General features: G+C 49.9%; 9 protein-coding genes and 1 pseudogene. 2 read left to right on the top strand and 8 right to left on the bottom strand.

Annotated features, from left to right (window positions below; genetic code table 11):
- Positions 1 to 370 (top strand): annotated as a pseudogene (cca, locus tag AC6R0L_RS06545) (multifunctional CCA addition/repair protein); the annotation flags it as partial.
- A gap of 81 nt (positions 371 to 451) precedes the next feature.
- Here the strand turns inward: cca and AC6R0L_RS06540 are convergent.
- From AC6R0L_RS06540 to rlmD, 6 genes are all read right to left on the bottom strand, one after another.
- Positions 452 to 1,825: an L-cystine transporter gene (locus tag AC6R0L_RS06540; RefSeq protein ID WP_500628646.1), complete on the bottom strand. Its 1,374-nt coding sequence runs from the start codon at positions 1,823 to 1,825 to the stop codon at positions 452 to 454.
- Positions 1,826 to 2,074: 249 nt separating this feature from the next.
- Positions 2,075 to 3,376 (bottom strand): phosphopyruvate hydratase, encoded by a 1,302-nt coding sequence (gene eno, locus AC6R0L_RS06535; protein ID WP_334554209.1) that lies wholly within the window; start codon positions 3,374 to 3,376, stop codon positions 2,075 to 2,077.
- Positions 3,377 to 3,458: 82 nt separating this feature from the next.
- Complete coding sequence (gene pyrG / locus AC6R0L_RS06530; RefSeq protein ID WP_334554207.1) at positions 3,459 to 5,099, bottom strand: CTP synthase; 1,641 nt, start codon at positions 5,097 to 5,099, stop codon at positions 3,459 to 3,461.
- Positions 5,100 to 5,286: 187 nt separating this feature from the next.
- The gene (mazG, locus tag AC6R0L_RS06525) at positions 5,287 to 6,081 is read right to left on the bottom strand and encodes a nucleoside triphosphate pyrophosphohydrolase (RefSeq protein WP_487901371.1); all 795 of its coding nucleotides are present in this window, start codon (positions 6,079 to 6,081) and stop codon (positions 5,287 to 5,289) included.
- 101 nt (positions 6,082 to 6,182) lie between these two features.
- Positions 6,183 to 8,402 carry a GTP diphosphokinase gene (gene relA / locus AC6R0L_RS06520; protein WP_500628645.1) on the bottom strand — a complete coding sequence of 740 codons (2,220 nt, stop codon included), beginning with the start codon at positions 8,400 to 8,402 and terminating at the stop codon, positions 6,183 to 6,185.
- Positions 8,403 to 8,451: 49 nt separating this feature from the next.
- Positions 8,452 to 9,771, bottom strand: coding sequence for a 23S rRNA (uracil(1939)-C(5))-methyltransferase RlmD (gene rlmD, locus AC6R0L_RS06515; protein ID WP_500628644.1), 1,320 nt, complete (start codon positions 9,769 to 9,771; stop codon positions 8,452 to 8,454).
- Between the two features lie 175 nt (positions 9,772 to 9,946).
- Here rlmD and barA point away from each other — a divergent pair, with 175 nt between their 5' ends.
- Positions 9,947 to 12,739, top strand: coding sequence for a two-component sensor histidine kinase BarA (gene barA / locus AC6R0L_RS06510; RefSeq protein ID WP_500628643.1), 2,793 nt, complete (start codon positions 9,947 to 9,949; stop codon positions 12,737 to 12,739).
- A 14-nt stretch (positions 12,740 to 12,753) separates the two neighbouring features.
- On the opposite strand, the gene acpS is transcribed toward barA, so the two are convergent.
- Together acpS and pdxJ are read right to left on the bottom strand one after the other, a co-directional pair.
- On the bottom strand, positions 12,754 to 13,137 hold the full coding sequence (gene acpS / locus AC6R0L_RS06505; RefSeq protein ID WP_487901375.1) for a holo-ACP synthase: 384 nt from the start codon (positions 13,135 to 13,137) through the stop codon (positions 12,754 to 12,756).
- Between the two features lie 5 nt (positions 13,138 to 13,142).
- A partial coding sequence (gene pdxJ / locus AC6R0L_RS06500; protein ID WP_500628642.1) for a pyridoxine 5'-phosphate synthase occupies positions 13,143 to 13,853 on the bottom strand: 711 nt, incomplete at its 5' end.

The following is a 13,853-nucleotide window of genomic DNA, read 5'->3' as shown; positions in this document are numbered from 1 at the left end:
GTACCGCGATTTGGCGTTGCTCGTCTGCCAATACCACTCCAATATTCATCGCGCCGCTGAGCTCAAGCCGGCAACGTTACTCAAAGTGCTCGATGCCTTTGACGTCTGGCGAAAGCCTGAACGATTAGACGATATCCTGCTCTGCTGCATGGCAGATAGCCAGGGAAGAAAAGGCTTTGAAGCCGAACCCTATCCACAAAAAATCTGGTTCGAACAAGCCTACCAAGCGGCGCTGAGCGTTGAAGTGAAAGACATCATTGCCGCTGGTTATCAAGGTGCAGAGATTCGCCAAGCGCTCAATCAACGCCGCATCGAAGCGATTGCACAAAGCAAAGCGAAACGTCTCTCTAGTGACCAAAACGAAGAGTAGATGCTTAAAAGAAAAATCGTCACCCAAACGAAAAAGCCTAAGCAACCAGGCTTAGGCTTTGCACTCTACACAGAGTAACGGTTATGCGCTTTGTTCATTGAGTTCCGGCTCATCCGCTTTCTGTTTTAACAAGCGGCTGGTGATCGTACCGGCTGTCATGGCGCCTGAGACATTGAGCGCCGTACGGGCCATATCAATCAAAGGCTCAATCGAGATCAATAGTGCAGCAATTGTCACCGGCAGCCCCATCGCAGGCAACACAATCAGCGCAGCAAAGGTCGCGCCGCCACCTACACCAGCAATACCGAATGAGCTAATAGTAATGATCGCCACCAACGACAGGATAAAGTTGATGTCCATTGGGTTGATACCAACCGTCGGCGCGACCATCACCGCCAACATCGCCGGATAGATACCCGCGCAACCATTTTGACCAATAGTGGCACCAAATGAGGCGGATAAGTTGGCAATCGCAGGCGGCACTTTTAATTTGCTGATTTGCGCTTCAACGTTCAATGGAATGGTCGCTGCCGAGCTGCGTGACGTGAAAGCAAAGGTCAATACTGGCCAGATCTTAGTGAAGTACTCTTTCGGGCTCACGCCAACAAAAGAGACCAACACACCATGCACAAGGAACATCAACGCAATCGCAAAGTAAGAGGCGATGATAAAGCCCAGCAGATTAAGAATATCACTCGCACTTGAGGTCGCGACCACTTTGGCCATCAAAGCGGCAATACCGTAAGGCGTGAGAGCCATGATCATTTTCACTAGGCGCATGACAATGGATTGCACAGCTTCAACAAAGGTACGAATCGGCGTCGCCAGTTCGGTTTTTTCCAACATCACTTTACGCGCGGCAACGCCAGAAAGGATACCGAAGATCACCACGGCGATAATCGAGGTCGAACGCGCACCCGTCAGATCAGCAAAGGGGTTGGTTGGAATGAAGCTGACTAGCATCTGGGGAATCGTCAGGTCACTGACACGATCCATTCGACCTTCTAAGGCAGACAGACGCGCCGCTTCGCGCGAACCTTCTGTTAACCCTTCAGCAGAAAGACCAAAGCCTTGCGTCACTGCAATACCAATCAAAGCAGAAATCGCGGTGGTAAACAGCAGCACGCCAATGGTTAAGCCACTAATTTTGCCAAGGGAGGCCGAGTTCTCAAGCTTCACTACCGCTGCAAACATTGAGACCAACACCAAAGGCATGATGACCATTTGCAGCAAACCAACATAACCGCGGCCAACCACATTGATCCAGTCTAGGCTCGCACCAATCGCTAGGCTACCTTCACCGTAAATCAGCTGTAACGCTAAACCAAATCCACTACCTAGCACCAATCCAATCAGCACTTGTCTTGATAGTGTTGCGCCTTTTCTTTGCTGAAGATTCAAGAAGAAAAGAAGCGCTGCAAATACCACTAAATTTGCAATCACTGCGACACTCATGATGTTTCCTTTTTAACCAACGTTGTTATTTGAATAATGTAAGACAAATACGGTAACGGTTTGTTGGCAAAATAGAAAATACTCAATTTCCATTATCTAGACACTTTAGTTATAGAACTGAGTGCATAATGAACAGCAATGTAAACAAGTCGTAAATATCATTGATAATGTGGATAGAAAAACAAAAACGCCCCACCGAAGTGGAGCGTTTCTAAAAAGCGTTAAAGCTAAGCCTTATTCAATAAAGAATTAAGCTTGGCCTTTTACTTCTTTAAGACCGTTGAAAGGTGCACGCTCACCTAGCGCTTCCTCGATACGGATTAGCTGGTTGTACTTAGCAACACGGTCAGAACGGCTCATAGAACCTGTCTTGATTTGACCTGCAGCAGTACCTACCGCTAGGTCAGCGATAGTTGCATCTTCAGTTTCGCCGCTGCGGTGAGAGATTACAGCTGTGTAACCTGCGTCTTTAGCCATCTTGATTGCAGCTAGAGTCTCAGTTAGAGAACCGATTTGGTTGAACTTGATAAGGATAGAGTTAGCTACGCCTTTCTCGATACCTTCAGCAAGGATCTTAGTGTTAGTAACGAATAGATCGTCACCTACTAGTTGAAGCTTGTCACCTAGTAGTTCAGTTTGGTGCTTGAAGCCAGTCCAGTCAGACTCGTCTAGACCATCTTCGATAGAAACGATTGGGAACTTGCTTGCTAGCTCAGCTAGGTAGTGGTTGAACTCTTCAGAAGTGAAGGTTTTGCCTTCGCCTTTCATGTTGTAGATGCCAGCTTCTTTGTCGAAGAACTCAGATGCAGCACAGTCCATAGCTAGAGTCACGTCTTTACCTAGTTCGTAACCTGCCGCTGCAACCGCTTCTGCGATCACTTCTAGAGCTTCAGCGTTAGACTTAAGGTTTGGAGCGAAACCACCTTCGTCACCCACTGCAGTGCTGTAGCCTTTAGACTTAAGAACTTTAGCTAGGTTGTGGAAAACTTCAGCACCGATACGTAGACCTTCTTTAAGAGTCTTAGCGCCAACTGGTTGGATCATGAACTCTTGGATGTCAACGTTGTTGTCTGCGTGCTCACCACCGTTGATGATGTTCATCATTGGTAGAGGCATAGAGAACTGACCAGCAGTACCGTTTAGCTCAGCGATGTGCTCGTATAGAGGCATGCCTTTCGCTGCTGCAGCAGCTTTAGCGTTCGCTAGAGAAACCGCTAGGATTGCGTTTGCACCGAACTTAGATTTGTTCTCAGTGCCGTCTAGCTCGATCATGATTGCGTCGATAGCCGCTTGGTCTTTCGCGTCTTTACCTGTTAGAGCAGTTGCGATTTCGCCGTTTACTGCTTCAACAGCTTTAAGAACACCTTTACCTAGGAAACGTGCTTTGTCACCGTCACGTAGCTCAAGAGCTTCGCGAGAACCAGTAGATGCGCCAGATGGAGCAGCAGCCATACCTACGAAACCGCCTTCTAGGTGTACTTCAGCTTCTACAGTTGGGTTACCACGTGAGTCGATGATTTCACGACCTAGAACTTTAACGATCTTAGACATTAATGTTTCCTCTCGTTCAAATATAAATGTCAAATTTAAAAGGCAGCAGCACAACCTTCGCCGCCGCCCGTATCCTTTTTACTTACTTCTCAAACTCGCCGCGTGAGTGCTGACCAGCGGCTTTCACGAAACCTGCGAATAATGGGTGACCATCACGAGGCGTCGATGTGAATTCTGGGTGGAACTGAGCCGCAACGAACCATGGGTGCGCTGGGTTTTCAATCATTTCCACCAGCTTCTTGTCTGCAGAAAGACCAGAGACCTTCAAGCCCGCTTTTTCAATTTGTGGTCGAAGGACGTTGTTCACTTCGTAACGGTGACGGTGACGTTCATGAATCGTCGCGCTACCATAAAGCTCGCGAGCCTTAGTTCCTTTCTCTAAGTGACATAGCTGAGAGCCAAGACGCATAGTACCACCAAGATCCGACGTTTCGGTACGTTCTTCAACTTTACCTTCACCGTCGACCCACTCAGTGATCAAGCCTACCACAGGGTATTTCGTCTCTTTATTAAATTCTGTTGAATGCGCGCCTTCCATACCCGCGACGTTACGAGCGTATTCAATCAGCGCGACTTGCATACCAAGACAGATACCAAGGTAAGGGACATTGTTTTCACGCGCGTATTGCGCTGCGCGAATCTTACCTTCGATACCACGGTCACCAAAACCGCCCGGTACTAGAATAGCGTCAAGACCGGCAAGCACTTCAACGCCTTTAGTCTCAACATCTTGTGAATCTACGTATTTAATGGTGACGTTCAAGCGGTTTTTCAAGCCAGCATGCTTAAGCGCTTCGTTGACTGATTTGTACGCATCCGGCAGTTCGATGTATTTACCGATCATACCGATAGTCACTTCGCCCGTTGGGTTCGCTTCTTCATAGATAACCTGTTCCCATTCAGACAGGTCTGCTTCTGGAGCGTCGATACCAAAACGTGCACACACAAGATCATCAAGACCTTGCGATTTGATCAGTTGAGGGATCTTGTAGATCGAATCCACGTCCTTCATCGAAATCACTGCTTTCTCAGGAACGTTACAGAAAAGGGCAATTTTCTTACGCTCGTTCGCTGGGATCATGCGATCGCTACGACAAACCAGAATATCAGGTTGGATACCGATAGAGAGCAGCTCTTTCACTGAGTGCTGAGTCGGCTTAGTTTTCACTTCACCCGCCGCAGCAAGGTAAGGGACTAGCGTCAAGTGCATGAACATCGCACGCTCACGGCCGAGTTCAACAGCAAGCTGACGAATCGCTTCCATAAATGGCAATGACTCGATGTCACCGACCGTACCACCAACTTCAACGATAGCCACATCGTGCCCTTCAGAACCGGCAATAACACGGTCTTTAATGGCGTTAGTGATGTGAGGGATAACTTGAATGGTGGCGCCTAGGTAGTCACCACGACGCTCTTTGCGAAGCACGTCTGCGTAAACACGACCGGCAGTAAAGTTATTGCGCTTAGTCATCTTGGTGCGAATGAAACGCTCATAGTGACCAAGGTCTAGGTCGGTCTCTGCGCCATCTTCCGTGACGAACACTTCACCGTGCTGAGTTGGGCTCATGGTGCCCGGGTCAACGTTGATGTAAGGGTCAAGCTTCATCATGGTCACTTTAAGACCACGAGCTTCTAGAATAGCGGCTAGAGATGCAGCTGCAATACCTTTACCTAGAGAGGATACAACCCCGCCAGTAACAAAAATGTAATTTGTCGTCATGTTTAACCTGAAATTGGTTGAATGAGGGAAATGGAATTCTTCTGGACGGGACGAAAATATACCAGAAGACCCTAACCGCCACAACGTGAAATCTATCACAGTGTCATTTTTTCTTTTTTGCTTCAAATCAAATTCACGCGACGGCTGACTGTACTCAGACGAATTCGCGTGATTACTCTGAGCGAGTCTATTTTTCCGCTGCTTTTACTTCATCCCACAGTGCATCAAGCGCCTCTAAAGGCAATTGTTCTAGCGTCTTATTCTGCGCTGCAACACGTGATTCTACGCCTTTAAAGCGACGCACAAACTTAAGATTCGCCTTGCTCAATGCCGCTTCAGGGTCATGACCGAGGTGACGAGCAAGATTCACCACCGCAAACAGCAAATCACCGAGCTCCATCTCGACCTTGTCATCTTGCACCGAGACTTGCACCGCTTCCGAGACGACTTCATCGACCTCCTCGCGCACTTTATCCACCACGGGTCCTAAAGTGTCCCAATCAAAGCCCACTTTGGCGCACTTTTTCTGAATTTTTGTAGCACGAGAAAGCGCTGGTAGAGAAGCTGGTATTGAGTCTAGGATACTTTGCTCATTTTTGCCTAGTTGCGCTTTTTCTTTGGCTTTTTCCGCCTCCCAATTGGCGTTAATTTCCTCGTCGCTGGCAAACTCCGCTTGGCCAAAGACATGCGGGTGACGGCGCGTGAGTTTTTCATTCACTGTGTCGACCACCTCAGAAAAATCAAACAATTGCTGCTCTTTAGCCAGTTGACTGTAGAAAATCACCTGGAACAACAGATCACCAAGCTCTTCTTTTAGATTGGTCCAATCACGGTTGTGAATCGCATCCACCACTTCATAGGTTTCTTCAATGGTGTGCGGCACTATGGTGTCGAAAGACTGCTTTAAATCCCATGGACAGCCGTGTTCTGGATCACGCAGCTTGGCCATGATTTGCTCTAATTGTTCAATTGGATGACTCATGCCTCTCCCTCACAAAATGAAAAGGTGAGCAGCATAACCACTCACCTTCGAACTGTTGGTCGCGCTTAACGCGCATTGTCAATAATTGCTACGGATTCCGGTTAGCCCAAACGTTTAACGCTCATCACGTCTCGGATCTGTTCCACACGTTTGATCACCCGTGATAACACCTCGATGTTGTTCACTTCAAGATCAAAATCCATTATCGATAACTGTTTACGATAGTCGACGCGATTCTTCATGCTGGTCACTTTGATTTTCTCATTGGCAAACAGCGTAGTGATGTCTTTTAACAGCCCACCGCGCTCCATCGCCTCAACACGGACGGTGAGAATGTAGGAGCCCACAAAACCGCTGCCCCAAACGGTATCAATAATACGTTCTGGTGCATGGTGCCTTAACTCATCAAGCTGCTCACAATCGGCGCGATGTACTGAAATGCCACGACCCTGGGTGATATAACCGCAGATTTCATCGCCCGGGATTGGCTGACAGCATCGAGCGAGGTGAGTCATCAAGTTGTCGACCCCTTCGACCACAACCGCATCTTTCTTAGGACGGCTCTGAGCCGGCGCTTTGTGCTCTGCTTCTTGGAGCTTTTCTAGTGCTTGCTTGTCTTCTTCTTCAGCGGTGGGTTTGTTCACCAACGCATTGATATGATTAATGATCTGGTTAATCCGCAAATCACCACTGCCCACCCCAACAAACAGTTCATCGGTCGAGTTAACGTTGAAGCGCTTCAGCGAGTAACGCTCGGCGTCTTTTAACGTCGCACCAATTTTCGCCAGTTCCACCTCGAGAATCTCGCGCCCCGCCTCGAGGTTTTTCTCACGAGACTGCTTGCGGAACCAAGCATTGATCTTCGCGCGTGCTCGCCCTGAGGTCACAAACCCCATCGACGGGTTTAACCAGTCGCGCGATGGATTGGGCTCTTTAGCAGTAATGATCTCAACTTGATCGCCCATCGACAATTTATGGGTAAAAGGCACGATACGGCCCGCTACTTTGGCACCAATACAGCGATGCCCCACTTCTGAGTGAATGTGGTAAGCAAAATCGAGCGGAGTCGCACCCATCGGTAAGTCGACGACATCGCCACGCGGAGTAAAGGCATAGACTCGGTCATCAAACACTTGGCTGCGCACTTCATCCAACATCTCACCCGAGTCGGACATCTCCTCTTGCCAATCAAGCAGTTTGCGTAGCCAGGTAATTTTCTCATCGTACCCACTGCGACCAGCGCCGCCCTCTTTGTATTTCCAGTGCGCGGCCACCCCAAGTTCAGAATCTTCGTGCATCTGCTTGGTGCGGATCTGAATCTCGATGGTCTTGCCTTCTGGGCCGAGAATTACGGTGTGAATGGATTGGTAACCATTCGGTTTTGGGTTTGCGACATAGTCATCAAACTCACTGGGCAGGTGTTTGTATTTGGTGTGCACCATCCCCAGTGCGGCGTAACAGTCTTGCAGTTTATCGGCGATGATGCGCACTGCGCGCACGTCAAACAGCTCATCGAACGCCAAATTTTTCTTCTGCATTTTGCGCCAGATGCTGTAGATGTGCTTGGGACGCCCGCTCACTTCCGCGTTGATGCCCGCCTCTTTCATTTCATCGGAGAGATCATCGACAAAATCTTTGATGTACTGCTCACGGACAATGCGTCGCTCAGAGAGCTGCTTTGCAATCTGTTTGTAGGTTTCCGGTTGCTGGTAACGAAAGGCGTAGTCTTCAATTTCCCACTTCAACTGACCGATACCCAAACGGTTGGCCAGTGGTGCGTAGATATTCGCACACTCTTTCGCTGCAGCACGGCGCACTTCATCGGGCGCTTTCTTTACTTCAATGAGGTTGCAAATTCGCTCAGCTAACTTAATGATTACGCAGCGAAAGTCATCAACCATCGCCAGTAGCATTCGGCGGACATTGTCCACCTGCGCCGATGCAGCGCTGCCTTCCATGGTGATGTTGAGCTGGCCAAGTGCCGCCATCTCTTCTACGCCATCAATCAGTTTGATGGTTTCTTTGCCAAAGTCTTCTTCAAAGGCATCACGCGCGTAGGCACCAGCCGAGACGAGCGGAAACAGCAGCGCCGCCACTAAGGTGGCTTTGTCCATCGACAGCGTGATTAAAATTTCGATCATTTCACGGCCACGCCATAACAGCAGTGGGCCTTGTTCATTACCCTCAAGTACCTTTTCACACTGGCGGTACACTTCTTTTAAGCGCTGGGCAATTTTTGCGTCCTGATTCAGGCTCGCAATCCATTTTTCTAGCTCAAACTGTTCGTCTTGATTTAAGTGTGCGCTTCTTACCGCAACCATCTCTATCGTCCTAGTTTTTTATTTTTTTAACCTCGCCCTGCGGGCGGGTCTAATCCTTAACAAATAACGCCATTGATTCTAAATGGCTGGTATGGGGGAACATATCCAACATCGCGAGTTTTTCTAATTGGTAGCCCTGCTCGAGAAGGCTTTGCGAATCCCTTGCTAGGGTAGCAGGATTGCAAGAAACATAAACGACACGAGTCGCACCCAAGGCAGAAAGTTGTTCTACGATGCCGCTCGCGCCCGCTCGTGCTGGGTCGAGCAACACTTTATCGAACTTTTCGCCCGCCCAGGCGTTATTTGCGATGGGCAGCTCCAAATTCGCTTGGAAAAACTCGACATTGGAGAGTTGATTGAGCGCCGCATTGTTCGCCGCTTTCTCAACCATCGCCTCCACACCTTCAACACCAACCACATGCGCTACATGCTTAGCGATTGGCAAGCTAAAGTTGCCTAGACCGCAAAACAGATCCAACACACGATCGCTGTCGCTCAACGTTAGCCACGCCATCGCCTGTTGGACCATTTGCGCGTTGACCTTCTGATTGACCTGAATAAAGTTATTTGGTTCAAACGCAATAGTCACGCCTGCTTCTTGGTAGATCCCAGCCTCGCCCATCACCAACGTCAACTGATGACTTTCCGGCATCAGGTAAAGCGTGATGTGGTGAGTGGTTGCAAAGGCGATCAACGCCGCTTCTTCATTCTCGGTCAGCGGCTTGAGATGTCTCACCACCAAGATATTAACGTTGTCTCCCTTCACCAATTCCACATGGCCAAGGTGCTCTGGCTGACTGAACTCCGACAACAAGGCATACAGCGGCGCCATTAACGCGCTCAGCTCTGGCGCCAATACTGGGCAATCGGTCAGTGTGATGATCTCTTGGCTCTGTTTTTTACGAAAACCGAACTGTAACTGACGCTGCTTTTTATCCCACTTGATACTGATGCGCGCGCGGCGGCGATAGCCTTGCTCATCGCCAGAAATCAGGGCTGAGAGCGCTGCATCCTGTCCGCTGAATTTGCGCATCAACTGCGCCAAGGTGCGCGATTTATGCGCTTGTTGATCGGCGCTAGAGAGGTGCTGCATGTTACAGCCGCCACACATGTCATAATGCGGGCAAAATGGCGCAATACGCTCTGGGCTAGGCGTGAGAACTTTGATCAATTTGGCACGCGCGTACTTGGCTTTGCTTTCCGTCAGTTGAATCAATACCTCTTCTTTAGGCAGAGCGCCTTCAATAAAAATCGGCTTTTTATTTTGGTATGCCATGCCCGCACCGTGGTGATCGAGTTTCTCGACCAGAACAGATTGATGCTTAGTATTGAGTTGAGTTTTCTTTTTAGGTTGGAAGAAACGCGCCATGTGCCGTGCCTATTTCGCAGTCAACAGACTGTATTTGCTCTAATTACAGTGTCGATTCCCGCTTTTACAGCAGAATCATTGTGTGAGCCGACCGAGTTGATTATGCTTAAACCTTCGGCGGCTTCTATTTATGGAAGTTATTTTCCCATATCCACACCACGATGTTTAGACAATAATGACCAGATATGGCTTACGCGCCCGCGTTATTTCTCTTACTCTCGCCCCCACATTGATCATCGGGCTTCTACTGACCGCCTTCTTTTCCTTTAATCGCTATCACGATTTGGAAACTCAGGTCATCAATTCAGGTTTAAATATCGTTGAGCCTTTGGCGATTGCCAGTGAAGATGGGCTTCGCAACAACAGCCGCGAAGCCGTCAGGCGCATCATCAGCTTTGCGCATCGTAAGAACTCGAAATTTGTCCGCAGTATTGCCGTATTTGATTACAAGCACGATCTGTTCGTGACCTCGAACTTTCACCCTAACTTCGAGTCGCTGACCTTTCCAAAACAAGAGCCCATCCCGCTGCTACTCACCTCTGATTTGCGCGACAACACCTTAATTCTTCGCGCGCCCGTTATCTCTGAGGCGGGCTTAACCGCCACACTCGAAGGGCAAAGCACCACACCAGCACTCGGCTATGTCTCGATTGAGCTCGATCTCTCTTCGCTGCGCTTGCAGCAGTATCAAGAAATTTTTGCCGCTGCGTTAGTGTTGCTCGTCGGACTCGGCCTATCCGCCGTCTTCGCCTACCGCTTGATGTACGACGTGACCCGTCCGATCTCTCACATGAAAAACATGGTGGATCGCATTCGTCGCGGGCATTTGGATGTGCGTATCGAAGGCAAAATGCACGGCGAGCTCGACTCGTTGAAAAACGGCATCAACGCAATGGCGGTCTCGCTGTCGGAATACCACGTGGAAATGCAGCACAGCATCGACCAAGCCACTTCCGATCTGCGCGAAACCCTTGAGCAGCTTGAGATCCAAAACGTCGAGCTCGATATTGCGAAAAAACGCGCGCAAGAAGCAGCGCGAGTGAAATCCGAGTTTCTGGCAAACATGTCACACGAGCTAAGAACGCCGCTAAATGGTGTGATCGGTTTTACTCGCCAGATGTTGAAAACCAAACTCACCAACAGCCAAACCGATTACTTGCAGACCATCGAGCGTTCCGCTAACAACTTGCTCAACATCATCAATGACATTCTTGATTTCTCGAAACTTGAAGCGGGTAAGCTGGCGCTAGAGAATATTCCTTTTGAGTTCCAAGAGTCGCTGGAAGAGGTGGTTAGCCTGCAAGCCACCAGCGCCCATGAGAAAGGGCTAGAGTTGACGCTCAAAGTGGATCCGAAAATTCCGGCGGGTCTCGCTGGCGATCCGCTGCGCATCCAACAAGTGTTGACCAACCTGGTGGGCAACTCCATCAAGTTTACTGAGCGTGGCAACATCGATATCAGCGTCGAACTTCGCTCACAGCGCGATGACGTGGTTGAGTTGCAATTTATGGTGCGCGACACGGGTATCGGTATTTCAGAGCGTCAACAAGCGCAGCTTTTCCAAGCCTTTAGTCAAGCAGACGCCAGCATCTCGCGCCGCTATGGTGGCACCGGGCTTGGGCTAGTCATCACGCAGAAACTCGTCAGTCAAATGGGCGGTGAAATCAGCCTAACCAGTCGCTTGCACCAAGGTTCTACCTTCTGGTTTACCCTGAGATTGCATGTCACCGATATGCCGGTGAGCGATCTCATCGAAGCGCAAGCCCTAGCGCAGCGCCAGTTGCTGCTAATTGAACCTAATATGCAAGCGGCCTCGATCGTACAAAACATGTTGACTCGCGAAGGGTTGTCGGTCACTTACCGCTCGTCGATGCCTGAAGAAGCCGCCAACTATGATTACGTGCTGCTCAATCTGGCCCCGAGCCAAGATAACACCGTTAGCGAAGTGGAAAGCTTGGTGGAACGCGCCATGGCCTACGCGCCGCACGTTGTCCTCGGCATGCCAAGTACCGCCCTTGCTGTGTCTGATCACTTGATTCAAAAGTATCAAGTTCACTGCATCACCAAACCATTGTCACGCCGTAAGCTTCTGCAGACATTAGCCGCGAACCAAGAGGCGCTGCCTCTTCTGGAGCCCAACACGCCTGTCAGCACCGATAAATTGCCACTGACGGTGATGGCCGTGGATGATAACCCCGCGAACTTGAAACTCATCACCGCCCTACTAAAAGAGCGCGTTGAGCGAGTGATCACCTGTAGCAATGGCGAAGACGCCGTCGCACAGGCGGAACATCAGCATTTCGATATGATCCTTATGGACATTCAAATGCCGAAAATGGATGGGGTTACCGCCTCCAAAGCGATCAAAAAACTGCCGCTCAATGAGCAGACTCCGGTGATCGCTGTCACCGCTCATGCCATGCTAGGCGAGCGCGACCGCCTACTTAAAGCCGGCATGGATGACTACCTCACCAAACCAATAGAAGAGCATGTATTGCAGCAGGTGTTGATGCACTGGAACCCCAATGCCACTGTGCAAGAGTTGGAAAAGCTCGATCTGTCAGTCCACACAACACCGGACGTGCCGAGCACACCGTCCGAGAGTGATAGCCAAATCGTCATTGACTGGCCCGCCGCGTTGAAGCAATCTGCCAACAAAGCCTCGCTCGCCAAAGAGATGCTACAAATGCTGGTCGACTACATTCCCGAGGTCAATTCGGTTGTCGAACAGTCGCTCACGGGGGATGGGGATGAAGAAGCTCGAGAAAATCTGATTCATCATGTCCACAAACTGCATGGCAGCAGTTCATATTGCGGTGTGCCTCGTCTTAAGTCGATTTGCGCGACATTAGAGAAAGCGCTGCGCTCAGGCGCGAGTATTGAAGAGGTGGAGCCGGAGCTGTTTGAGTTGCAAGATGAAATGGAAAAAGTGACCGAGGCATCGGCCCACTACCTAGCACTTGATTAGGTCTCGGCCTGACATCAGGCCGATTCGTAAATCACCGTCGCCATCGCATAGTGGCGCTCATCAGAGATCGACAGGTGGATATGCGCCACCTGTTTTTGATTCGCCAATGCTAAAGCTTTATTCGCCAGCGTTAGGACAGGCGCACCGAGTTCGTCATTGCTGATGGTAAAGTCTTGAAAGGTCACGCCAAGCGCGATTCCCGTTCCCAATGCTTTTGATGCAGCTTCTTTCGCAGCAAAGCGTTTGGCGAGAAAACGCGCCTTCTGTTTAATGGCATGAAACGTGTCGAGCTCAGACGGCGTTAAGATTCGCTGGGCAAACGCATCACCACTGCGAGCGAGGGCTTTTTCCACTCGCTCGATTTCCGCAATGTCTGTGCCTAATCCTACGATCGCCATAGTGACTATTTTCTAGCTTCAACCATAATGGCCTTCATGTCAGCCACGGCTTTTGCCAAACCATCAAAGGCCGCGCGGCCGATAATGGAGTGACCGATGTTCAACTCGTACATTTCTGGAATGGCCGCAATCGGAGCCACGTTATGATAGGTGAGACCATGCCCGGCATTCACGGTAATGCCGAGATCGGCGGCGTAGCTGGCGCCTGCAGCGATTTTTTTCAACTCATCTTGTTGGTCTGCATCATTGGTTGCATCGGCATAGTGGCCGGTGTGCAGTTCAATATACGGTGCGCCACACGCTTTTGCGGCGTCGATTTGCTGGCGATCGGCATCAATGAACAGAGAGACTTTAATGCCGGCATCGGTGAGTTTTTGGGTCGCCGCTTTGATTTTCTCAAGTTGACCTACCACATCCAGACCACCTTCTGTGGTCAGCTCTTCGCGTTTCTCTGGCACCAAGCAGACATACTCTGGCTGGGTTTGCAGCGCAATCTCGACCATTTCATCGGTAACGGCCATTTCCAGATTCATTCGCGTTTGAATCGTTTCACGTAAGATACGAACATCACGATCGTTGATGTGACGGCGATCTTCGCGTAGGTGGATGGTGATCCCATCTGCACCGGCGCGCTCAGCCACTTCTGCGGCATGGACAGGGTCTGGGTATTTTGTCCCGCGTGCGTTACGTAGAGTTGCGATGTGATCGATGTTCAC

It is taken from the genome of Vibrio sp. R15-SG3-ISO1A (assembly GCF_059833955.1).
The sequence above is the reverse complement of the archived record's forward strand: the minus strand, read 5'-3'. Positions and strand labels throughout refer to the sequence as shown.